Origin of the sequence: Sphaerospermopsis sp. FACHB-1094, assembly GCF_014696195.1 — a bacterium.
Lineage (GTDB): Bacteria > Cyanobacteriota > Cyanobacteriia > Cyanobacteriales > Nostocaceae > Sphaerospermopsis > Sphaerospermopsis kisseleviana.
Genome location: NZ_JACJPT010000035.1, coordinates 1 through 22,771, shown reverse-complemented (window position 1 = coordinate 22,771; position 22,771 = coordinate 1). Strand labels below are relative to the sequence as shown.

19 protein-coding genes are annotated in these 22,771 nt (G+C 39.9%); 10 read left to right on the top strand and 9 right to left on the bottom strand.

The window, feature by feature from the left end:
• Nucleotides 1-211 precede the first annotated feature (211 nt).
• Nucleotides 212-1,045, top strand: coding sequence for a carbohydrate ABC transporter permease (locus tag H6F47_RS12945; RefSeq protein WP_096572171.1), 834 nt, complete (start codon nucleotides 212-214; stop codon nucleotides 1,043-1,045).
• 315 nt (nucleotides 1,046-1,360) lie between these two features.
• On the opposite strand, the gene H6F47_RS12940 is transcribed toward H6F47_RS12945, so the two are convergent.
• A complete protein-coding gene (locus tag H6F47_RS12940) occupies nucleotides 1,361-5,749 on the bottom strand; it encodes a hypothetical protein (protein ID WP_190649505.1) in 4,389 nt (1,462 codons plus the stop codon).
• A gap of 413 nt (nucleotides 5,750-6,162) precedes the next feature.
• Between H6F47_RS12940 and H6F47_RS12935 the strand changes: the two genes are divergently transcribed.
• From H6F47_RS12935 to cobT, 3 genes are all read left to right on the top strand, one after another.
• Nucleotides 6,163-6,861 (top strand): Crp/Fnr family transcriptional regulator, encoded by a 699-nt coding sequence (locus H6F47_RS12935; RefSeq protein WP_137666234.1) that lies wholly within the window; start codon nucleotides 6,163-6,165, stop codon nucleotides 6,859-6,861.
• Nucleotides 6,862-7,015: 154 nt separating this feature from the next.
• Nucleotides 7,016-7,750, top strand: a complete 735-nt coding sequence (locus H6F47_RS12930) for a DUF2232 domain-containing protein (RefSeq protein ID WP_190649503.1) — start codon at nucleotides 7,016-7,018, stop codon at nucleotides 7,748-7,750.
• Nucleotides 7,751-7,836: 86 nt separating this feature from the next.
• The gene (gene cobT, locus H6F47_RS12925) at nucleotides 7,837-8,961 is read left to right on the top strand and encodes a nicotinate mononucleotide-dependent phosphoribosyltransferase CobT (protein ID WP_190649501.1); all 1,125 of its coding nucleotides are present in this window, start codon (nucleotides 7,837-7,839) and stop codon (nucleotides 8,959-8,961) included.
• Here the strand turns inward: cobT and H6F47_RS12920 are convergent.
• A complete protein-coding gene (locus tag H6F47_RS12920; protein ID WP_096572176.1) occupies nucleotides 8,938-9,312 on the bottom strand; it encodes a hypothetical protein in 375 nt (124 codons plus the stop codon). The two genes, cobT and H6F47_RS12920, sit on opposite strands and share 24 nt — an antisense overlap.
• A gap of 453 nt (nucleotides 9,313-9,765) precedes the next feature.
• Between H6F47_RS12920 and H6F47_RS12915 the strand changes: the two genes are divergently transcribed.
• Nucleotides 9,766-10,917 (top strand): extracellular solute-binding protein, encoded by a 1,152-nt coding sequence (locus H6F47_RS12915; RefSeq protein WP_190347487.1) that lies wholly within the window; start codon nucleotides 9,766-9,768, stop codon nucleotides 10,915-10,917.
• A 282-nt stretch (nucleotides 10,918-11,199) separates the two neighbouring features.
• On the opposite strand, the gene thrB is transcribed toward H6F47_RS12915, so the two are convergent.
• Both thrB and H6F47_RS12905 read right to left on the bottom strand, forming a co-directional pair.
• Complete coding sequence (gene thrB / locus H6F47_RS12910) at nucleotides 11,200-12,111, bottom strand: homoserine kinase (protein WP_096572178.1); 912 nt, start codon at nucleotides 12,109-12,111, stop codon at nucleotides 11,200-11,202.
• Between the two features lie 174 nt (nucleotides 12,112-12,285).
• Complete coding sequence (locus H6F47_RS12905; protein ID WP_190649499.1) at nucleotides 12,286-12,432, bottom strand: hypothetical protein; 147 nt, start codon at nucleotides 12,430-12,432, stop codon at nucleotides 12,286-12,288.
• Nucleotides 12,433-13,005: 573 nt separating this feature from the next.
• Between H6F47_RS12905 and H6F47_RS12900 the strand changes: the two genes are divergently transcribed.
• Genes H6F47_RS12900 through H6F47_RS12885 form a run of 4 tightly spaced genes read left to right on the top strand, consistent with a single transcriptional unit; the run spans nucleotide 13,006 to nucleotide 16,473 of the window.
• On the top strand, nucleotides 13,006-13,185 hold the full coding sequence (locus tag H6F47_RS12900) for a hypothetical protein (RefSeq protein ID WP_096572179.1): 180 nt from the start codon (nucleotides 13,006-13,008) through the stop codon (nucleotides 13,183-13,185).
• Nucleotides 13,151-13,447, top strand: coding sequence for a hypothetical protein (locus tag H6F47_RS12895; RefSeq protein ID WP_193943130.1), 297 nt, complete (start codon nucleotides 13,151-13,153; stop codon nucleotides 13,445-13,447). Before H6F47_RS12900 ends, H6F47_RS12895 begins: the two co-directional genes overlap by 35 nt.
• Before the next feature lie 28 nt (nucleotides 13,448-13,475).
• A complete protein-coding gene (locus H6F47_RS12890; RefSeq protein ID WP_190347482.1) occupies nucleotides 13,476-14,099 on the top strand; it encodes a hypothetical protein in 624 nt (207 codons plus the stop codon).
• A 52-nt stretch (nucleotides 14,100-14,151) separates the two neighbouring features.
• On the top strand, nucleotides 14,152-16,473 hold the full coding sequence (locus H6F47_RS12885; RefSeq protein WP_190649497.1) for an SBBP repeat-containing protein: 2,322 nt from the start codon (nucleotides 14,152-14,154) through the stop codon (nucleotides 16,471-16,473).
• Between the two features lie 894 nt (nucleotides 16,474-17,367).
• Here H6F47_RS12885 and H6F47_RS12880 read toward each other — a convergent pair.
• Complete coding sequence (locus H6F47_RS12880) at nucleotides 17,368-19,053, bottom strand: NAD(P)H-quinone oxidoreductase subunit 4 (protein ID WP_137666241.1); 1,686 nt, start codon at nucleotides 19,051-19,053, stop codon at nucleotides 17,368-17,370.
• Nucleotides 19,054-19,282: 229 nt separating this feature from the next.
• On the opposite strand from H6F47_RS12880, the gene H6F47_RS12875 reads away from it, so the two are divergent.
• The gene (locus tag H6F47_RS12875) at nucleotides 19,283-19,741 is read left to right on the top strand and encodes a DUF29 domain-containing protein (RefSeq protein ID WP_190649494.1); all 459 of its coding nucleotides are present in this window, start codon (nucleotides 19,283-19,285) and stop codon (nucleotides 19,739-19,741) included.
• Nucleotides 19,742-19,796: 55 nt separating this feature from the next.
• Here H6F47_RS12875 and H6F47_RS12870 read toward each other — a convergent pair whose 3' ends face one another.
• From H6F47_RS12870 to thrS, 4 genes are all read right to left on the bottom strand, one after another.
• Nucleotides 19,797-20,132, bottom strand: coding sequence for a XisI protein (locus H6F47_RS12870; RefSeq protein WP_096572185.1), 336 nt, complete (start codon nucleotides 20,130-20,132; stop codon nucleotides 19,797-19,799).
• A 29-nt stretch (nucleotides 20,133-20,161) separates the two neighbouring features.
• Nucleotides 20,162-20,464 carry a type II toxin-antitoxin system RelE/ParE family toxin gene (locus H6F47_RS12865; RefSeq protein ID WP_190649493.1) on the bottom strand — a complete coding sequence of 101 codons (303 nt, stop codon included), beginning with the start codon at nucleotides 20,462-20,464 and terminating at the stop codon, nucleotides 20,162-20,164.
• Entirely contained in the window at nucleotides 20,449-20,637 is a 189-nt protein-coding gene (locus H6F47_RS12860) for a hypothetical protein (protein ID WP_190649490.1), read from the bottom strand. The genes H6F47_RS12865 and H6F47_RS12860 overlap by 16 nt, the downstream gene beginning before the upstream one ends.
• Nucleotides 20,638-20,700: 63 nt before the next feature.
• Nucleotides 20,701-22,536 (bottom strand): threonine--tRNA ligase, encoded by a 1,836-nt coding sequence (thrS, locus tag H6F47_RS12855; RefSeq protein ID WP_190649488.1) that lies wholly within the window; start codon nucleotides 22,534-22,536, stop codon nucleotides 20,701-20,703.
• Between the last annotated feature and the right edge of the window lie 235 nt (nucleotides 22,537-22,771).

Sequence of the window (22,771 nt, the reverse complement as noted above, 5' to 3'; positions counted from 1 at the left end):
GCATAACAGATAAGTAGTCGTGCAAAATAAATTTTATATTTGGGAGAGGGAACAGGTAACAGGTAACAGGTAATAGGTAACAGGTAACAGGTAACAGGTAACAGGTAACAGATAAGGAATACAGGGATTTTTGTTTGTTCCAAAAATGTTAAATTAATTTTGCCCAGGTACTTAATTCTTATTACTTTGCGTCTTTGAGTGAGACAAAAATATGAACATCCAAAAATCAAACCGACAAATCTTCATCATATACGGATTATTGACAGCGATCGCACTCCTCACCCTGTTTCCCTTATTATGGCTCATTAGTACAGCCTTAAAATCACCCACCGAAAATCTTTTACAGTCTCCACCCCAGTTATTACCCATTCAACCGACTTTAAATAATTTCTCTCGTGTTTGGCAATCTTTACCTTTTGGGCAATATTTATATAATAGTATTTTGGTGTCTGTATTGACTGTAATTTTGAATTTAATGTTTTGTTCTTTAGCCGCTTATCCTTTAGCCAGATTATCATTTTTAGGACGGAATGGAATTTTTATTGCGATTGTTTCTACAATTATGATTCCCTTTCAAATAGTCATGATTCCCTTATATATTTTGACAGTGCAGTTAGGGTTAACAAATAGTTATTTAGGAATGATTTTTCCCAGTTTAGCTTCTGCTTTTGGCATTTTTTTATTAAGACAAGCTTTTATGGGAGTGCCTAAAGAAATAGAAGAAGCCGCCCGCATGGATGGTAGTTCTGAGTTAGGATTATGGTGGTTTGTGATGTTACCCGCTATTCAACCAGCACTAATAACTCTGGCTATTTTTGTATTTATTGGTGCTTGGAGTGACTTTTTATGGCCGTTAATTGTTATCCAAGATGAGAGTTTATATACTTTACCCTTGGGAGTGGCTAAATTAGCAGGTACATTTTCTTTAGATTGGCGATTAGTAGCAGCTGGATCTGTAATTTCAATTGCTCCAGTTTTGCTGTTATTTCTCTTTTTACAAAGGTTTATTGTCCCCACAGATACAGGTAGCGGTGTTAAAGGATAACAGGACTTACGCAAAAGGGAACGAAAGTAGGGGTAATTCATGAATTACCCCTACGCAAGAATAAGGTTTTTAGTCATATCTTGCGTAAGTCCTAGATAGGGTTTGCTGAATAAACCTAAAACCTTGATATATCAAAGGTTAGAGGCTGATAAACACAGAAATTAGTGCAAGGGTTTTGAAGGGTATACCGGAAAAAGTGTGCATTTTTTGGGATTTCAAGAGATGGCAAAGAAATTTTCAAATCTCCTCCTGACTCCTGACTCCTGACTCCTGACTCCTATGCCATCACGAAAAGACTTTCTCAGCAACCCCTATTTATTGGCTAACAGTTGAGATCAAGTTAACCGCTAAAGGTTCTTCTAGTGATTGTAAAGAACTAGCTTTGATAGCATCCAGATAACGACGCAACAATAGAAGTTGTTGAGAATTGGGACGATATGTGAGATTTCCTTGTTTTTGAAACAATGGTGCAGAGGCGATCGCCTGATAATCAGGATTTTCCTGAGAAGTTTTTGCTAACCACAGAGAATTTAAAGATGTTTGCCCTGAAAGAAGTTTATCATCTGGTTCTGGTAAGATTTCAGCAGCAGTAGGTATTAAACCAGCAGGTAGTTCACCTTCCAAAAAAGCCAGCAAACGCTGTTGACAAATGCGGGTATTGATGCCACGATTCTCAAACAATTGCAGAATTTCACCAAAAGATAGAGAACGCATAGTTTCACCACCTGAGCTATGCGGTAAAATTTTCAGCAATTCCGAAAACAAGAAGTAATCTGTATACTGTTGTTTAGGTACTTCTAAAACCTGGGGATGTAGAGGTAAGGTAGCCAACCCATAAGCCACCCGACTACATTTAGGAGCGCCATTTTCACCCAGATATAAATCCTGAATAATTTTGGCATTGGGAAGTTTTTGTCTTAACCAACGGTTGACTGTAGCAATAGCAGCCACCCCACCAGAAATAATTGTCTGATCAACAGCTTCCGTAGGAATACCACGAGCTACTAATAATTTATTCAGTTCCCGGTTGAGACGACGTATGTAGGGGACAAAAACCTGAGTTTCCAAATCTCGTCGCTGCAATATCCAGCACTGATCTGCTAACTCCAGAGTGAAAGATTCTTGATGTTGCAAAATCAGCTTCAGAGCCAGAGCAGCATCTAACAATCCTTGTCCCAACAAAGAACTTTCTAACTTTTGCTGGAAGCGGATGCGGGAAAGTAGATCCGGTTCTCCAACTCGTGGTAGTTCTAACGCTTCCAAACTCAAACTAGACCATTGTATCTGGTCTAAACCAGGAATTGAGGGTTGCCAATGCCAAGGATTACTACTAGAAATGCTACTGTTAGCTTTTGACCTCCCACGGGGTTGGCGAGATTTTGGTGGTAGTAGCAACTGACAAATAATATCCTGCTCCATAGCCTTACCAGCATAGGCAAAACTGTGAAGCATAAAATCTCTGTATGTTAATTGGCTCAAATCTGCCGGTAAATCAACCAATGCCATCTCTGTAGCAGTAGCACCAATATTTAGAGCCAGGGTTGTACCCCCATGGAAATTTTCACTGGTTTTTAAAGGACGCAAACCTTGATTATCATGCAACTGTACTGGAGGAGAATTGCTAGGATTAAGTTCTGGCAGCAAACTAGCGATCGCCTCCTCCACAAAAAATATCTCTTGGGGATGGGAAACAAGCTGACTAGCCAGTATTGCTTCCCGCACATTAAAACGATATTGTTCAGACCAACTAGAAGGACAACTACAAACAACACCGGTAATATTATTCATAATCGCAGAGAAAACTTGAGGATCTATGCCCACAGCATGAGCAATTAAAGCCGGAGTTGTACTAGTTTGATCCGACTTGAGAGTTAACAGTAACTTCGAGAGCGATCGCACCACCCAAATCAAAGGACCTGCGGAAAATTCATTTAACTGCAATACAGGTTCCCATTTTTGCTGCGTAGTTCTATAGGGAATCCCTATGTCTAAAAAAGGCTTTAAATGAGCAGAGTAAAGATTTTGTTTCGGTGCTGTTGTGGAGTGAGTTTGATCCTGTGCCACCGCCGCAGGTGTTGTCTGCTCTCTATTTTCTCTATTTTCTCTGCTTTCTGCGTCTGAATGAGGTATGGAAGCCGTAGGTAAATAAACTTCTGCCGGTAAACGAAAAGATTGCTCAAAAGCAGTATTACCTGATGGATTTTCTGTTGACCAGTAGATCGGATACACAACCAACTGCGAACGATTCAACAACGCCGCGGAAATCCCAGTTGTACCCAAATCAATTCCTAAATACCAAACAAAGTTTGGGTCGTTGACTCTCAACACAGAATTATCACTTAACTTGTTATCGCCAAGCAAAGCAACTTCTGGTGAAGAATTTGTGACTTCCTTTTTTTTTTCAGTTTGCGGACTTTGCGGACTATTCACATTAGAAACAGCAGCTAATGGGATATTTTCTGTTGCTGTGCTGCTAGGAGATTCCATCAACTGCATTCCTGTATCCAGGATATCCCGGAGAATATTCTGACCTTCAGATACCGAATCCTGCAAACTTTCTACATTCGTTGTCTGTTGCGATTCAGAATTTAACCGCCAATCAAAATTGGTTAAATCTCGATCCAATTGTTGCAACTGCGCTTCATCTAAAACAATATTCGGTATACCTTGCGTCTCTGTATCCGTGTTATCTATAGATAGTAAATTTTCCTGTGGTGAAGCCAGAATGTAAGCAGATGCTAAATTTTGTGTCTCTGTCGATTCCTCTACAGCAGAGCTAACTATGGGAGTCTCTAGTTCTGTCGTGTCTGGATGATCATCAACAGCTAAAGCTTCTGTAACTTGTTCTTCACCGAAGACATCAACTAACAAGTCCGTCAGGACTGTGATTGTATCACTACTATCTGGATGAAAGTTCAGTAATGTAGGAGTGCTGGCAAATTCAGCTTGTGATTGCGTATCCTCTGGCAACAAGGATTTTTCCCATAAATCAGATGATGCTGGCTCTGTGGTTTCTACAACCATAGCCGCATTTTCAGGTGGAAAATTGTTACTCTGCTCAAAAATATTTAAATCCTCTTGCTCTACACTCTCTGACGACACCTGCACATTAAGCTCTTGTGCTTCTTCTTGTGCTTCTGGAATAATTAGTGATGCTGACATACTTTCACTAATCTCAGCAGTGTTATCTACCTCACTTGTCACCACTGGCACAGCAGTAGATTCTGTAGTCGATTCTGTTGATTTAATCCTATCTGCACCACCAAACAAACTCGCATAAAGTTCATCTACTTCATCAATACTCTCTGACTGAGTTTCATCAGGGGTGGTAAAAGAAGCAGCAACTGAACTTGAAATCTCATCTGACCTCAGTTGTAACAGCACTGCCTCCAAATTCTCCACAATCTCAGGTTCTTGAATGTCCGCAGTCACAGTATCCTGAATTAATTCCTCCCCATTCTCTGATGGAGTTTCATCAGAACTAATATTAGAACTAATAAAACTATCAACTGCTGAAACTGGTGCTGGTTGTGCAGTCAATTGTGAAAGCACTGCCTCCAAATTCTCCACAATCTCAGGTTCTTGAGTGTCCGCAGTCACAGTATCCTGAATTAATTCCTCCCCATTCTCTGATGGAGTTTCATCAGAACTAATATTAGACCTAATAAAACTATCAACTGCTGAAACTGGTGCTGGTTGTGCAGTCAGTTGTGAAAGCACTGCTTCCAGATTTTCCACAATCTCAGGTTCTTGAGTGTCCGCAGTCACAGTATCCTGAATTAATTCCTCAGCAACAGAAGAAACAGGTTGTACTTCTGTTGCAGAATCTAATCCAAAGGTTAAAGGTGGAGCATCTGGAGATTGTATTTGTAAAGTCTGATGCAAATTATTCAGAAAATTTGCCATCAACTGTTCACCTTGCAACCCCTGACTGTGCATTCTTGCCAGTGCTTGGGATAAAGACTGATAATAAGTGTTAATGTTACGCTCTAATGCCTCAAAGATAACGTTAACAGTTCCATCTAGTGATAGTAAACGTTGATCCAACTCCTTCGCCAAACTAGCTAACCTTTCTAACCCTTCGACGGATTCCACAACAGGTTGAATAGCAGAGTTGCTGACTTCTTGCTTAGTTTCACCTGTAGTCAAACTAGAAGAATTAGCTGCATTTCTTGTTAAATATGGAATTAAATTTGGCACTAAACGACTGATTAGCACTTGTAAAAATTCGCTAATTATCTGCTCTTGGGTGGCTAACTGCTGTGTTAAGGAATAGTTTTGCAGTCGCTTTTGCTCTAGCTGTCTAATTTCCTGGACAAGAGAAGCTCTTTCTTGCAACAGACTTGATAATTCTGCCTGCAAAGGTTGAAGCACAACCGAAATTTCATCTTTTAATTGTTCTGCGGTAAAATTAGCCTGTGGCTGTTGGGATTGATAAGACTTTGATCCAGCTTGGTTATGCTCCTGCTCCACATATCGCGCCAACAAAGATGACAGTGGTTGTGTCTGTGATTGCTCCACAGGAGTTTCTTCTGGTGTCTCACTTTCATTGAGTTTGACAAGAAACTCACGCACTCGCTGTAAAACATCTCTCTCTTCTTGTCCCTGACCAGACAGCAGTTTTGATAGGGGATTACCACTATTGGCAAGCAAGTTGTCAATATCTGCAATCAGTTTGTGAATTTCATCTTTACGGGAAGTCACGTTAAATTACCTTAGCTAGAAATGTACTGTGATGTTTATGGTAATTAAGTTTACAAAAGCACTGAGTAACCAAATTTATTGCTCGTACTTCTGACGGCAATTATGTTATGAATCACTCAGAGATGCAACTTGATCTAGATGATTAGCTTTGTTTTTAGGTAGTTTGCCAAATTTTGCGTTAGGTTAAGGTAAAATCAAATTCGTGGTATTGGTGACAGGGGGGTTAAGCCTGGTGTATTTAATCAGCAAATACTAAGGGAAAGTAAAAATTGTTGAGAAAAAATTATTTGTCGTTTTCTTGTGTAACATAGTTTAGTCTCCTCTTTGAAAGCGGCTGTAATAATTTGATAGGTAAGGCTAAAAACACCGATCTTACTTGTTCTGTTCATAGCAGCTTAAATAAATATGTCCTAATGGAAGACCGATATAGCTTGCAGACATCCGCTCAAAACTTGATCACTTCAGCACCCTTTTTTCAAGGGTTGCCTGAATCTATTGTAGAAACAGCCCTCACCAATCTTGTTACCCGTACCCACCCAGCCAACCAAGTGATCCTGCTAGAAAATGACTGGGGTGGTTCAGTATATTTTATTTTAGAGGGATGGGTAAAAATCCGTACATACAATTTAGAAGGAAAAGAGGTAACACTAAACATTATTGGGCATGGGGAATTATTTGGAGAAATGGCGGCACTAGATGAAGTTCCCCGTTCCACTGATGTCATAACTCTTACCCCAACCATGATAGGCAGTATGCCTGCTCAAGATTTTGTCAAATTGTTGCAAACAGAACCTTTAGCGGGAATGAGATTATCCCAATTAATGGCGCGACGATTAAGACAAGTAAATCGTCGTTTGCGTCTGCGAGAATCAGATAGTCAATCACGGGTAGCAGATACTTTGCTATTTTTAGCAGAGGGACAGGGTAAGATAGGAGAAACAGGTACAGAAATTCCTAATTTACCCCATCGAGAATTGAGCAGTTTGAGTGGACTGGCACGGGAAACAGTTACACGCGTACTGACAAGGTTAGAAAAAAAAGGCTTGATTATCCGGGAACAAGATGTAATGTGTATCCCCGATCTAGTAGCTTTGGAAAAAATGATCATTTAATAGGGAATAGGGAATAGGGAATGGGGAATGGGGAATGGGGAATGGGGAATGGGTAATATTATTCCCAATCACCAATCACCAATCACCAATCACCAATCACCAATCACCAATCACCAAGCAAAACAGATATGATAGGTGTTAAAACAAACATGATATGAGTATTTTAGATTCTATGCCAGATGAACCGGGAGAAGATTCATCACCTGAATCATCAAAGCCTGGTAATCAGCCAGATATACACCAACACTTAAAGCGTCCCCAACTTAAAGTTGATGCTCCTTTGAGGATGGTGGAAACGGCATTTTTAGCCAGTACAGCTAGTTTAATTTGGTTTATTAATTTTTATTTTCCTTTGGGTCCGGTTTTACGGATGTTTTTCCCTTTACCCATTGCTTTAGTTTATTTGCGCTGGGGTAAACGTGCTGCCTGGATGGCTGCGGTAACATCTGGTTTACTGTTGGCGGTGCTGATGGGACCTGTTCGCAGTATGTTATTCGTGATGCCTTTTGGTTTGATGGGTGTACTTTTAGGGGCAACTTGGCATCGTCGTGTACCTTGGATTGTGTCAATTACTTTAGGTATGCTCCTGGGTACTTTGGGTGTGTTTTTCCGTCTGTGGTTACTGTCGGTTTTATCTGGTGAAGATTTGTGGGTTTATGTGATTAACCAGGTGACAGAAATTATTGAATGGATATTCCTGAAACTGCAAATATTAGCAACTCCTAATGTGTTTGTTGTTCAGGTGGGGGGGATGCTTTTGATTGCATTCAACAACTTGATTTATTTGTTTGTGGTACATCTGGCAGCATGGTTACTTTTGGATCGTCTGGGAAATCCTATCCCCCGTCCCCCACGTTGGGTACAAATCTTGTTGGATTATGAAGGTTAATTAATAATTGATAATTGATAATTGATAATTCATAAACTCCTGTCTCTTCCCTGTTCCCTATTCCCTATTCCCTATGACTAATAAGAATGATTAAAATTTATACCCAAATTGAACAGGGTGAAGCATGGCTCAAACGTTATTATGGTAGTTTACCTATTTTTGCCTGTGTTTTAGGTTTTACAGAAACTTGTTTGATTCCTGGTATTTCTGCTGCTGGTTTGACTCCAGAGGATAGAAAATATACTGCTTGTGCTGATGCGGAATTTTTGTATTATGGTGCAGCACATCAGCCTCAATATCCCTTACCACCTTTGACTGCTGGCGCTTCCCCGGTGCTAATTTCTCGTGCTGTGGTGGAAGAACTAAAAATACCAGTTTATTTGTTTAATGCGGGTTTACCTTTGATTCCGGCTGTACCATTAATTGATTTGGGAGGCACGACTGCTAGGTGTTTAAGCACAGGTGCAGCTATGGAAATAGCCACAGTTAAACATTTGCTGCAACAAGGTTTACTTTGGGGTGATCAACTCGGTGCTAAACACTCTCAGGGATATCTAATTTTAAGTGAGTGTGTTGTGGGTGGTACTACAACTGCTTTGGCAATTTTAACTGGTTTAGGTATTGATGCGGCTGGAAAAGTTAATAGTAGTCATCCTGTTTGTAATCATGCACAAAAGTGGGCTGTAGTACAAGCAGGTTTGGAAAACCGACACAATTTTACAGATCCTCTGGAACTTGTAGCAGCAGTAGGTGATCCCATGCAAGTAGTGGTAGCTGGGATGGCGATCGCTGCTAGTCGGCGTTGTGGGGTTTTGCTGGCTGGTGGTACACAAATGCTGGCTGTTTATGCTTTAGTGCAAGCGATCGCTCAAGCTTACTCTTTATCTTGGCAACCAGAAGCTATTATCGTCGGTACAACCCGTTGGGTAGCAGAAGACACTACCGGGGCTACAGTTGACTTAGCCCTCAGCTTGGGTAAAAACAACTTTAGTTGGGGTAAAATCACTCCTCCCCTACTAGCTACACAATTAAGTTTTGCTAATTCTCGTTATCCCCAACTCCAAGCTTATGAGCAGGGTTTTGTCAAAGAAGGTGTTGGTGCTGGAGCAGCGTGTCTAGCGGCCTATCTCAGTCAAAATTGGCTGCAAGAACAACTTTTAACAGCCATTGAAGCCCAAATGACACAATTAATAAATTCGTTGTCGCATTAATTGTTCTTCTAAAGCAGCAATACGATTATATGCCGCTGTTAATTGTGCTGTTAGTCGTTGGATTTGAATTTCTGGTGTTATTTGCCTATCTCCAGCTTGCATATTCATATCTGGATAAATGCCATCTATTAACACATCCTTATGTTCCAAATTAGAATTGAAAGTAATCTGTGGTTTGAAGTTGAACATTTCAACTTCATGATTTTCTAGATAATTATCTTTTGGCTGTTTTTGCTCTAAAAAGCAATCAGTCAAACCCTGAGACAGTTTCCTGTCAAGGTTTTCAATCACCTGGTATAGAGCATCTACTTTCTGGCTCAAAGTCAGTATCTGTGTTTGCAGTGAGTCCATTTAATACCTTTATTCCCAAATAGTGTTTCTATGTTATTCAATTTACTGGCAATGTTAAAAATACTTATGATTTATTTAATCTTTGATATTTTTCTTGGTAGGTTGTGAAAGAGATTATTAATTATATATGTACATCAATAAAATCTATCCATATCACTCAAATATTTATTAATAAATTGAAGTATTAGGGGGCATTGCTCACCAACACTGATGGGAAAGTTACAAGATGTGAATATTGCTATACGCAAGATTGTACTAAAAAGCTGATTCTTGTCTAGGGGTAATTCATGAATTACCCCTACTTTCGTTCTATTTTGCGTAAGTCCTGCTAATAATCAGTTACAATTTGTTATCATTGGTTTCTAAAGATACAGGAGTGAGATATTGTTATTTTCTTAGCAAATTTTGCTCCTATGGTTAAGATTATGTTGATAGCCCTAAAGTTGAAAATAAATGGATCGACGGTTTTTTTTACTAGGTACAAGCGGTATGATAGTTTCCCAAATGTTAATTGGGTGTAACCGCGAAAATGAGTCACAGTTCAAAGTACAGGTTTTAAAAGGTTCTATACCTGGACACGTTGTTAATCAATTTCGCAAAACTGTACAGTCAGAGGTAAATTTCAAGTTTGTCCCTGTTAATCAAATTTATGATTTATTTAAACAGTTACAAACTTGGCAACAACCAGACGCTAATAACAAAGAAGGATGGAGTCGTTTGATTCCATTTAGGCAAAATCAAAAAGTTACTAAATCTGACTTAGTAACATTAGGAGATTATTGGCTAAAAGCAGCTATTGAACAGAAATTAATTCAACCATTGGAAACAGAAAAAATTAAACAATGGTCAACTTTAAATCCAAAATGGCAACAACCGGTAAAAAGGGATGATCAAGGAAATATAGATCCACAAGGTAAGGTTTGGGCTGCACCTTATCGCTGGGGTAATACAGTAATTGTTTATAATCGGGAAAAGTTGCAACAATTTGATTGGCAACCACAAGATTGGAGTGATTTATGGCGCAGTGAGTTGCGATCGCGCATTTCCCTACTCAACCATCCTAGAGAAGTAATTGGGTTAGTTTTAAAGAAACTCGGAAAATCCTACAATACAGAAAATCTTGCAGAAATTTCCGATTTAGAAACAGAATTAAAAACATTAAATCAACAAGTTAAATTCTATGATTCCACTACATACCTAGAACCGCTAATTATGGGAGATACTTGGTTAGCTGTGGGTTGGTCAAATGATGTTATACCAGTACTCAGTCGTTATCCTAAACTTAATGCTATAATTCCCCAATCAGGAACAGCAATTTGGGCAGACTTATGGGTAAAACCAGCAGGAGTTGAGCAAAGCAATTTATCATCCGAATGGATTAATTTTTGTTGGCAACCAAATATAGCTAAGGAAATTACTATATTGACTAAAACCAACACGCCTATTACCACAAATATTGCTGCCTCTGATATTTCCCAACCATTACAAAACCTATTATTAACTAATCAGGAATTGTTGGAGAAAAGCGAATTTATTATCCCATTATCAGCAGCAGCAACACAGCAATATGAATCTTTATTTAAGAAAATGAAAAATACAGGCTAGGGAGAGAACCACCTCGCTTGTTAGACACCGCAAGGGATCTAATCTAAGTGGACTCTTTGAACCCACCTTCCGCACCCTAAACTGTCACACAACGAAAAATGGTCATTTGGGGATTTGAGATTGGCGATCGCTACCTAAACTTTAGACCATTTTGTATTAAAATTATCCTCAAAGGTCTTCAAAAATCCGAAATTACCGATTGTGACACTGGGGGGTGCGGAATGTGGGTTTGAACTAAGAATCTGCGCTCCTTTAGGACGCAGAGTGTCAAAAAATCACCGCTTACAAAATAACTGCCCCTTGCACATCAATGGGGAGCGATCGCACATGAGAAGTAATTCCCTCTTGCTTCCAAGCATTAGCCATCGCAGTTACTACAGCTTGTGTATGTAAATTATCAGTCAAAGCTAAAAGCGTAGGTCCTGCACCACTAATAACCATCCCATAAGCACCAGCAGCTAAAGCAGAAGTTTCTACATCATCATAACCAGGAATCAAAGCCTTACGATAGGGTTGATGTAATTTATCTTGCAAAGCAGCTTTTAGCCATTCTTCCCTACTCGTTGCCAAAGCCCGCAACAACAAACCCAAATGAGCAGCATTAAAAATCGCATCAGCCCGACTTATTTCCGTAGGTAAAACCTTACGTGCTTCCGAAGTTGATAACTCAAAATCAGGAATTGCCACCACAGGTATAATATCTTTGTGCCAAGTCAGATCACAAATTTTCCAACCATTCAAACCAGTGGCCGCTAAACGACATCCACCCAAAAAAGCAGGAACAACATTATCAGGATGTCCTTCCATTGCGATCGCCAATTCCATTACCTGCATATCAGACAACGGCGAACCCGCTAACGCATTACCAGCAACCAAACCACCCACAATAGCAGTAGCAGAACTTCCCAAACCTCTGGCTAAGGGTACACCCAACTTAATCTCAATTTTCACAGAAGGCGGTGTTTCCTGGATATATTCATATAACTTGACAAAAGCCTGATAAAGCAGATTACTTTCATCAGTTTGCACCTTATCGGCTTCCGTCCCAGAAACCTGAATCACCAAACCGCCATCATTGCGAGTAAACTTAAATTCATTGTGCAGTTGCAAAGCCGCACCGATGCAGTCAAAACCAGGACCTAAATTAGCAGTAGTAGCAGGGACCTTAACAGTAACAGTAGAAATAGTAGACATTTGCCGATATTTATTAATCAATAAAATAGCATCTCATGGAAAGGAATAATTTAACGCTAAAACTGACATTTTAGACAGCGATTGCTTGGGCTAAACACAAACTCAGAGGATGTCTGAAAACTTTGTCGTGTTCCATAAAACACTTGTAGATCCCCCTAAATCCCCCTTAAAAAGCTATCCATTACCCACATCTTTCTTAACATTCATGAGAGCGATCGCTTGCAGACCCCCAACCCTTAATCCTCCGTTGCTGATTTTCAATAAAATGAGGTTTTTATCAATAAAGATGAGGTGCATTTTGTCAAGATCAGGTAAATTCAAAAGTCTTGAAACCTTTACCAAGTATAGGTTTTAAGATTGTTAAGAAAGATGTTTATAATGGATAGCCAAAGAACAAGGGAATATTAGGAATTTGGGATGTACTAGATCCAGAAAAATCCACAGAACGTGCCAGTAAGCCTTGCCAATTTAGCCCCAAAATTTGACAAAACGCTTTGAATACTGAGGCATCAATGGCATCACCTTTCAGAAAATGTTTCCAGGTGGGTAAAGATACACCATTTGCAAAAACTTCCGCATTTTCCCAGTTCCGTCCGGGTTCGAGAATTTGACTCGCAGTTTCTAACCAACAAGGATTATCAATCGTCCATCCTTTTCTTTCCGAGCTTGTTTGATGATGTGCAGTCCGGTAACTGAGAGTTTGAGACTAGGCATGAGAGATTATTAGGGGCTTGTGCTAAATCTGTCAAGCTCAATTTTAGATCAGTATTATAGTGAACCGAAACTGAACTAGAAATAGTTAATAGACATCAGTGATATTAAGTATATTCCTCAAAGACGACGGAAAAGACCATGAAGCACTTTATCTCAACCGCTGTTGCTACGGTTACAATTATGGGTTCGTTATCAACTCAGGCATTTGCTCAAACCAAACCTTCCCCGGTTACAGCCTTCTTGGATCGCTTAGGGATGAATTATGAAGTCCAAAAAGATGGGACTATTGCAATATTAGCTGGAGTTGACGGTAATCGGACTCAAAATGGATTTATCGTGCCAGAAGTTGGAACACTCTAACAATGATTTTATTCTCGTAATTTCTTTTTCTCGAATCGCTAAAACACCTCCAGATGCGGAAAAAACCAAGCAATTGCAAAGCAAAGTTAATGACATATCAAGCGGTTGGGATACAGTTTCTAAAGAAGGAATGTATGCCACTTTTTACTACAAGATTATACCTCTAAACAAAGATCCGGATTTGGCGCGTAAAGACATCATAGAAATTCTCAATATTGCAGACACCGAAGAAAAAAATCTGGGTAGCAAAGACAGATTGTAAACAATTCCAAATAGAACACAGAAAAATTATGCAAAAAAGTAAATTCTTAGGGATTGTATTTATTCCCTTGCTGCTAGTTGAGGCAGTATTTATACCCACTGCTCATGGGTTGGATGCAAGAAAGCTATACCAGCTATGTTCTCGCTTTCCCCTCAATTCCCAATGTCAAGGTTATGAAACGCCTATAGCCTTGGATGATCGAGCCGGCAAAATAGGTGATTGCATATTTAAAAATAATGAGGTAGAAAGCCGAGGACTTTGTAAGATTACTGTCAATGGTACAGGCATTACCATTTACCAAGAAACTGGCAAAGAACTGGAAATTATTAACGATAAAAAATCTACTCGTACCGTACAGATTACCCCGACTAGCGTGGGTAGAATTCAATATCGTGAAGATGAAAAAGGCAACACAGGCGCGAAGATAGTCAACACGATCCTATTTGGAGTTGCTGGTTTGCTACTCACTCCCAACAAAAAGGTATCAGAAATTGAGTTTGATTATACATCAACTACTCCCCAAGACACCAGCCAGGAAAAAAGTGTGAACTCCTTAAGGGTATTTATCGAGCGAGAAACTGGTAGAGAAATGCGATCGCAGTTAGAAAAAATCACTGGTCGTCAAGCAGAAACTCCACAAACTAAACTTTGATCCGAAAAATTAACGGCAAAAGAAATTTACTAGCAACTGATACATATCTATCATGAGCAACATTAACAACGTCCTGTGGACGCAACAATTTGGCGGCACTGCGTTTGACGCTGGCTGGGGTATCACTGCCGACGCTTCAGGTAACACCTACGTAATGGGAGACTTTTCAGATACGGTTACCTTTGGCAACACCACCCTTACCAGTACGGGAGGTAATGATTCTTTCATCGCCAAGCTTGACAAAAGTGGTAACGTCCTGTGGGCGCAAAAATTGGGCGGTAGTTCATACAATACATCTAGCGGCATTACAGTCGATAATTTAGGTAACACTTACGCCACAGGTTTTTTCTTCGATCCTGCCACCTTTGGTAATATCACCCTTACCAGTACAGGTCTGGGTGATGCCTTTATCACCAAACTCGATAGCAGTGGTAACTTCCTCTGGGCGCAAAAATTTGGCGGCGCATCCTATGACATAGCTATGGGCATTAGCGTCGATAGTTCCGGTAACTCCTACGTCACAGGCAGTTTCTCTGATACCGCTACCTTTGGCGATATTGCTCTTACCAGTGCAGGTAGTGATGATGCTTTCATCACCAAGCTTGATAGTAGTGGCAAATTCCTCTGGGCGCAGAAATTTGGGGGTACATCCTATGACTATGGCGAAGGTATTGCCAGCGATGGAGCAGGTAATAGTTACATCACAGGATATTTTTCAGATACTGCTACTTTCGGAGACATTACCCTTACCAGTGCAGGTGGTAGTGATGGGTTCATAACCAAGCTCGATAGTAGTGGCAAATTCCTCTGGGCAAAGAAATTGGGTGGTACATCCTATGACTCTGCTCACGGCATTACTGTCGATAGTTCTGGTAACACCTACATCACGGGAAGTTTCAATGGTATTGCCACTTTTGGCAATATTACCCTGACCAGTACGGGAAATGATAATGCGTTCATCACCAAGCTTGATAGCAGTGGCAAATTCCTCTGGGCGCAAAAATTCGACAGTATTTTCTGTGAAGCTAACGGCATCACTGTCGATAGTTCAGGTAATATCTACGTCACAGGATATTTTTCAGATACAGCCACTTTTGGTAACATCACCCTTACAAGTGCAGGTGATAGTGATGCCTTCGTTGCCAAACTTGACAGTAACGGCAAATTCCTATCGGCACAGAACTTTGGTGGCACTTTAGCAGACAGGGGTTTAGATATAACCTCTGACGCTAAGGGTAACATCTACGCTACAGGAGGCTTTGAGAATACTGCTACCTTTGGTAATACCAGCCTCACCAGTGCTGGCAGCATAGATGCCTTTATTGTCAAGCTTGGGGATGAAGTAGGGGAAACACAAATCACTCTAATACCTAATAATACTGACAGCGTATTCAATCTTAACGGTGCTGCAACCCCTATACAGTTTCTCCTCAAAAGTGCTAGTCCTAGTGTTGTCAACGAAATTGGACTATTTACTGTAGACGATGATCAAGGAACTATAGACGGTATTGCGCCCAACGATTCTAATTACACTCAAGCGGTGCTGTCACGTTCTCGCAGTATTTTCTCAACTTTAGGAAATTCGCCCAACGGATTTGATACTAACCTCACCCGGACTCTAGACCTCGATGCTGGTATTCGCTTCCGCCTCCTATTAGTACAAAACGGCACTCTCGATGGTTTAAGGAATGGTACAGTACCACTGTCACAATTGTTGCTATCCTCTCCTGCCTCCTTGCAAGTTTCTGACGTAGGTAACAGCACCTTTGACCTGCGTTTTGAGGATAGTCCTGGGAGTGGTCAGTTCAATGATGCAGTGTTGCAAATGCAACTAGGAACAGAAGCTGATAAACCTATAGGTACTAATCTACAAGACCAGCAGGAAGGTGAGGTACTTGACTTACGTGGGCTAACAGATACGCAAACGGCAACATTTACGGTTAACCGTGAGGCAGCATATAACAACTTTGTTGGGTTCTTTCGTGTAGCTGATGCCAACGGTAGTATTGATATCAACGGTGACGGTATAGGGGATTTGCTACCCGGACAAACAGGTTATGGAGAAGCTGCGGTAAAGAACCGTGTCGGTGGTATTAACCTGAGTGTGGGCAATCAAGGTCAAGCAAGCTTTACGGGTCAGTTTGAGGGTGGCTCAATATTTGCGCCGTTTCTCATTGTCAATGGCACACCAGACCAACTTCTTGATAGCAACCCCAATAATAACCCCGCCATTTACTTCCCGTATCTTGGTGCAAATTCGGACAAAGTAGACCATGTGCGGATGTTAGGTAACAATGTCTTCGGATTTGAGGACTTGACCAATGGTGGTGATAAAGATTTCAATGATATCATCGTTAGCGTCAAGTTCAACTGATTTCTGGCTCTCAATACTATGACTTTGAGTAATAGAGAAGCTTTTAATTATTGTGCGGAGATTTGTGAAATTTCCGCTTCATAAATAATTCTTGAACTACATTCAATAGGTTAAATTATGTGGACTAAACTTATCCGAAGATTGTCTCTATTTTGCGTTGCTCTATTTTTCACTATTGCACTTTCTCTCAATCATGCTGCCGCACAAACACCTCTTTTCAGCAATCAATAATCGAAAATGTCCTGAATGTGAAAAATTTACGCTAAACAGGAATTCTACAATATTAGTTGCTGCAACGACTAGCAGTACAGGAAGGAAAAGAGTAACCCACCACTGTACAAACTGCTCATACCATAACGAGTATGAAGAAGTAATTCCAGTAATTAGTGAAAGTAGTGGTGGTGGCGGCAGTTAATTCGTAACCCACATTTCACAGAAAAACACTCACAAATTGCTTTCCTAGATATCAAAATTGATATAAAAAAAGGGGTAATCAAATTTAAAATTACTCTTTCTTTTATCAATGTTTTTGACTAGATATCAAGAGAGCGATCGCCGATTACAAATTTTGTCCCACTCTCAATAGAAATAAGTAAGTAGGCTTAATTAACTGTTAGATAGTGGAACAGGCTTCTAGCCTGTTGACGGTCTGTCTGGCCCATCTCACATCTTATATTTAATTGCAACTAGCTACTGACTTGATAACCTCAAGTTCAGATTATATCTGATATCTCAAGATCAGATGAGTTAGCTAATTTCACTTAAATTTAATGCTTCACTATAAAAAATACCCACTACCAATATAGTAAAAGTAGTGGGATTAATTTATGATCAAAAATTTTCTATTTTGTTGAGTAAACAATAAAAAACTTAATTTCGTTCCCAAGATTAGGTTTATTCAACAGTCGCCAAAACAGACTTAACCTCAACATCAGCAATTTTTGGACTGGCAAACCCAGCATAAATACCAGGCTTAGTTTCAGAAATCACAGTGTAAGATTGACGTACCTGGGCATTAATAGCCACAGTTGTAGCGTCATACATCTGCATCGCCACTTTAGGATAGAAACCAATACCGATAATTAAAACTAGAAAACAAGCTGCAATAAACACTTCACGGGGTCTAGCATCAGTGTAAAGTGATTGACCTGGTAATAAACAATCAGTACCAAAACAAGCAGTACCTTCATCTTCCAGGTTTTCCGAACCTCCATTATTGATATCACAAATCAATGCTGCATCCTTACCATAAAATACCTGACGCAGCATAGAAAGTAGATAAATAGGTGTGAGGATAACACCCACAGCGGCGAGGAAAACTGTCACTGTGCAGAAAGTGGAACTATAAACATCACTGGTTGTTACACCCACAAACACCGAGAGTTCACCAACAAAACCACTCATACCGGGTAAAGCCAGAGATGCCATTGCACCTATAGTAAACAACGCAAACACCACAGGCATCGCTTGTCCAATACCACCCATATCCTTCATCACCATTGTATGGGTGCGGTCGTAGGTGACACCTGCCAGGAAGAATAACACGGAGGCGATTAAACCATGTGATATCATTTGCAACATAGCCCCATTCATCCCTAAATCGGTGAAGGAAGCTAAACCTAGCAGTACAAAACCCATGTGAGAGATAGAAGAAAAGGCTAAACGCCGTTTCATGTTAGTTTGGGCAAAGGAGTTTAACGCACCATAGATAATATTGACCACACCGAGAATAGCTAAAACTGGTGCAAAGTAAATATGGGCATCGGGTAAAAGCTGCATATTCAGGCGAATTAAACCATAACCGCCCATTTTTAGTAACACACCTGCCAAAATCATAGATACAGGGGAAGATGCTTCACCGTGGGCATCGGGCAACCAGGTATGTAAGGGGAAAATTGCCAACTTCACCCCAAAGGAAATAAACAAACCTGCATAAAGCAGTAATTGTAAACCGAGAGGATAATTTTTAGTAGCTAAGTCACTGATATCAAAACTCAGAGTACCGTCGCCTTGTAAACCCATTGCGAGGGCGGCTACTAAGATAAATATAGAAGCTGCTGCGGTATATAGTATAAATTTGGTTGCGGCGTAGCGTCGTTTTTGACCACCCCAAATGGAAACTAACAGATATACGGGGAGAAGTTCTACTTCCCACATAATGAAAAATAACATCAGGTCTTTGGCAACAAACACCCCTATTTGTGCCGAATATAGCACCAACATTAAAAAGTAAAATAGGCGTGGTCTGCGGTCAACTTGCCAAGCTGAAAATATAGAAAGGGTGGTGACAAAACCTGCTAAAAGTACCAAAGGCGCAGAAATACCATCCACTGCCACAGACCAGTTTAGTCCCAGGGTAGGCATCCAGGCATAATTTTCTATTAGTTGGAAACTCGCATCAGCAGGATTGTAATGTGTCCAGAAAGCATAGCACATTAACGCAAAGTCAGCGATACCCACACCCAAGGCATACCAACGGACAAGTTTACCGTCTTTATCAGGTAGTACAGGAATCAGAAAGGATGCAAGGAGAGGGAGGAAAATAATCGCGGTCAGCCAAGGAAATTGTTCCGCCATCATGTCAATAGAGAAAAATACTTATTTGTGTAATGATGACATTGTACTGGACTTTGTAACAATTTCTTTATAAATTTTTACCCTCTTTACATATAGAGAGAATAAATACCTAGAAAAATCCTATGGTTAGTATTGGTAAGGGTATATGTAGCTGATGTGATAAGATTTAGTTATGTTATGAGTGGCGATCGCACTATTAAATTAAATCTATTAAATTAAATCTATTAAATCCATGACAGAGATTAAATTAGTAACGGAAGGTCTTTATGATCAAGATCAGTATCTATGGTTAGAAGATACCATCCTCAAACTCAAGGCGCGAGATTTTCATGGGTTGGATGTGGAACATTTAATTGAGGAGATAGAAATCTTGGCGGGTAGGGATAGGGCTGAAGTTGAAAGCCGTTTAATTGTATTATGGACACATTTATTAAAACGGATTTATCTTAATAGTGAATATGATAATCGTGGTTGGGAAGTGACGATTCGAGAACAACGTCGTCAGTTAAGAATACTTTTGAAACAATCTCCTAGTTTAAAACAATATTTTACAGAAGTATTGGATCAAGCTTGGGAAGATGCGTTAATGGAAGTTAGGGAAGATTATCCTCAAATTGAGTTTCCTGATTTGTGGCATTTTAGTCTTAATGTTGATGCACTTTTGAGTGAGAAATTTTGGGAATATTCTTAATTTTTTTTGTCAGAATCAGGATGTCCAGGATTAAAGGATTAACAGGATTGAGAATTTAAGCTACTGCAAATCCTGTATATTGTCTGACATTAGGTTCATGAAATCCTAAAACAATCTCTTCTTTAGGAATACCGGATTCAATCAGTTCACTAGCAACACCATATTCTGTATTATCACACTGAATCCAAACTTTATCGTTAATTATTTCAATATGAATTAAACAACTATGCAAATGCTGTTTTTCTGTCCAACCTTCAGAAATAATTAGATATTGATCTGTTTCTGAATCAAATGCTGCTCTGTTACGGATATTAGCGTTAGCATAGAAAATATTCAAATAGGATTTAAGGACATTGCGAATTACATTTCGATAAGTTTCTATTCTATCCATTGGGTGATTTTCTCCGCCCAGTATTCAGACTATAGCAAATCATTTTCCACATCTAATATCCTTTTTCCATGAATTACAGATGCAATAGTTATGGTATCATTCTCAATTCGATAAATAATTCGATAGTTGTAGGCAAACTTTTCTCTAATATTATCTTCTTTTAATTCTAGTACTATACGACCAGAAAAGGGAAAGTTATTCAAATTTCGAGTAACATCAAGAATTTTCTGAACAACTGCTGCTGCATAAGCAGATGAATCACGGGATATATAGTTAGCAATTGCTTCTACATCTTCTATTGCAGTGGAAGACCAAACTACTTGATAAGCCATTTATTTAACCGTTCTTCTACTGCTACTTGTGAAATATTCCCCTCTTTATCAGCCACTTCTAAACCACGACGTACTTTTTCAATTACATATAAATGATATTGAATATCCTCAATTGTGCAATTGTCTGGAAGTTGCTGTAAAAGAGATTGTACTTGTTCTTTTGTGGTACTCATAGTTTCATTTTGAGTTAATTTGTTGATGGGCTGGGATTTACCCAGCCAGGTTTTTTAGAAGTTTTAGAAGTTACTAAAATTAGAAATCGCTTCCTGCATTTTATTCACAACTTCATCTACAGATATCGCTCCCAACTCCCCAGATGCACGGGTACGAATACTTAAAGAATTACTTTCTACTTCCTTCGCACCTACTACCGCCATTACTGGGATTTTATCTTTTTCCGCATTGCGAATCAATTTACCCAAGCGATCGCCACTTAAATCAACTTCGGCTCTAATTCCTAAAGCTACCATTTTCGCAGCAACTTCTTTAGTAAAATCAACTTGCAATTCACCTACAGGTAAAAGTCGAATCTGCACAGGTGCTAACCATAAAGGAAAATCACCCGCATATTCTTCAATTAAAATTCCTATCAACCGTTCCAAAGATCCAAAGGGTGCGCGGTGAATCATTACAGGACGTTTGCGCGAACCATCTTCAGCAACGTATTCTAAATCAAAGCGTTCAGGTAAATTATAATCTACCTGCACCGTCCCTAATTGCCATTCTCTATCTAAGGCATCACTGAAGATAAAATCGAGTTTTGGACCATAGAAAGCAGCTTCCCCAATACCTTCAAAATAGTCCATTCCCAATTCTTGCACAGCACGACGAATCGCACCTTCCGCTTTATCCCAAACTTCATCCCCACCAATATATTTATCACTGGCTGGATCACGGAAACTCAATCTCGCTTTAAAATTCTTCAGTTGCAGACTTCTAAACACCGTCAAAATCAAATCTACAACATTCAAAAATTCCTCATCCAGTTGTTCAGGAGTAACAAATAAATGGGAATCATCCACAGTAAAACCACGTACCCGCGTTAAACCACCCAGTTCTCCCGATTGTTCATAGCGGTAAACTGTACCAAATTCCGCCAACCGCATCGGTAATTCCCGATAAGATCTTAATTCACTCTTGTATATTTGGATATGAAAGGGGCAGTTCATTGGCTTGAGGACAAAACCCTGTTCAATGGCTTTAGCTTCCTCATTTTCAGCCATCATCGGAAACATATCTTCCTTGTATTTTTGCCAGTGTCCCGATGTTTTAAATAAATCAACTCTGGCAATGTGAGGAGTAACAACAGGTAAATAACCCCGTTTTAACTGTTCTTTTTTCAGGAAGTCTTCTAAAATGCTTCTTAACAGCGTACCTTTAGGAGTCCAAAGGGGTAAACCAGGACCGACAGGATCGGCGAAAATAAACAAACCGAGTTCTTTACCCAGTTTACGATGGTCACGCCTTAACGCTTCTTCTTTGCGGCGTTTATATTCTGCTAGTTGTTCGGGAGTTTCCCAAGCAGTAGCGTAAATGCGTTGTAACTGGGCTTTAGTTTCATCTCCGCGCCAATAAGCACCGGCTACGCTTTCTAATTCTATCGCTTTGGGGTTAATGTCCTTGGTATTTTCGACGTGGGGACCCGCGCACAAATCCCACCATTGATCACCTAAATGATAAATGGTAATGGGTTCTTCTTTAATATCTGCGAGAATTTCTAATTTATACGGTTCTTGAATTGCTTCAATTCGTTTTTTTGCTTCTTCGCGGTTGACTTCTTCCCGAATAACTGGGAGTTTGCGGTTAATAATCTTCACCATCTCTTTTTGGATGGCTTTTAAATCCTTATCGCTAAAGGGTTCGGGGTTATCGAAGTCATAATAAAAACCGTTTTCAATCCACGGACCAATGGTAACTTGCGCCTTGGGAAACAGCTTTTGTACGGCCATGGCCATGACGTGAGAAGCGGTATGGCGAATTTTTTTTAATGTTTCTGATTCGCTGGTGCGGGGTAAATAGATTTTCTCTGCTGGTTGGGTTTCTTGAGTTGGCGACATCGGCTGTTGAACCATTGGCGATTACAAATAGAATTGTTGAAAATATATTCTTAAAATCATAGTCCACTTGCTGACGACGCAGTGGGCTTTATTCTCTGGACTCCCCTAATTTATCACCCCCACTGAGCTAGTTGGGAAAAGCATTTCCGTTGAGGGGGCGACAAAGGAGCTAAAGAGGTTGCTGGATAAGCATTACAGCCCTCAAACCCTGCTGATAAAATGGCATCTTATTGCGAACAGATGCCATCAT

Coding starts and splice junctions, on each gene's coding strand:
- H6F47_RS12945 (WP_096572171.1), top strand. CDS start 212: ATGAACATCCAAAAATCAAACCGACAAATCTTCATCATATACGGATTA.
- H6F47_RS12935 (WP_137666234.1), top strand. CDS start 6,163: ATGGAAGACCGATATAGCTTGCAGACATCCGCTCAAAACTTGATCACT.
- H6F47_RS12930 (WP_190649503.1), top strand. CDS start 7,016: ATGAGTATTTTAGATTCTATGCCAGATGAACCGGGAGAAGATTCATCA.
- cobT (WP_190649501.1), top strand. CDS start 7,837: ATGATTAAAATTTATACCCAAATTGAACAGGGTGAAGCATGGCTCAAA.
- H6F47_RS12920 (WP_096572176.1), bottom strand. CDS start 9,312: ATGGACTCACTGCAAACACAGATACTGACTTTGAGCCAGAAAGTAGAT.
- H6F47_RS12915 (WP_190347487.1), top strand. CDS start 9,766: ATGGATCGACGGTTTTTTTTACTAGGTACAAGCGGTATGATAGTTTCC.
- thrB (WP_096572178.1), bottom strand. CDS start 12,111: ATGTCTACTATTTCTACTGTTACTGTTAAGGTCCCTGCTACTACTGCT.
- H6F47_RS12900 (WP_096572179.1), top strand. CDS start 13,006: ATGGGTTCGTTATCAACTCAGGCATTTGCTCAAACCAAACCTTCCCCG.
- H6F47_RS12895 (WP_193943130.1), top strand. CDS start 13,151: ATGGATTTATCGTGCCAGAAGTTGGAACACTCTAACAATGATTTTATT.
- H6F47_RS12890 (WP_190347482.1), top strand. CDS start 13,476: ATGCAAAAAAGTAAATTCTTAGGGATTGTATTTATTCCCTTGCTGCTA.
- H6F47_RS12885 (WP_190649497.1), top strand. CDS start 14,152: ATGAGCAACATTAACAACGTCCTGTGGACGCAACAATTTGGCGGCACT.
- H6F47_RS12880 (WP_137666241.1), bottom strand. CDS start 19,053: ATGATGGCGGAACAATTTCCTTGGCTGACCGCGATTATTTTCCTCCCT.
- H6F47_RS12875 (WP_190649494.1), top strand. CDS start 19,283: ATGACAGAGATTAAATTAGTAACGGAAGGTCTTTATGATCAAGATCAG.
- H6F47_RS12870 (WP_096572185.1), bottom strand. CDS start 20,132: ATGGATAGAATAGAAACTTATCGAAATGTAATTCGCAATGTCCTTAAA.
- H6F47_RS12865 (WP_190649493.1), bottom strand. CDS start 20,464: ATGGCTTATCAAGTAGTTTGGTCTTCCACTGCAATAGAAGATGTAGAA.
- H6F47_RS12860 (WP_190649490.1), bottom strand. CDS start 20,637: ATGAGTACCACAAAAGAACAAGTACAATCTCTTTTACAGCAACTTCCA.
- thrS (WP_190649488.1), bottom strand. CDS start 22,536: ATGGTTCAACAGCCGATGTCGCCAACTCAAGAAACCCAACCAGCAGAG.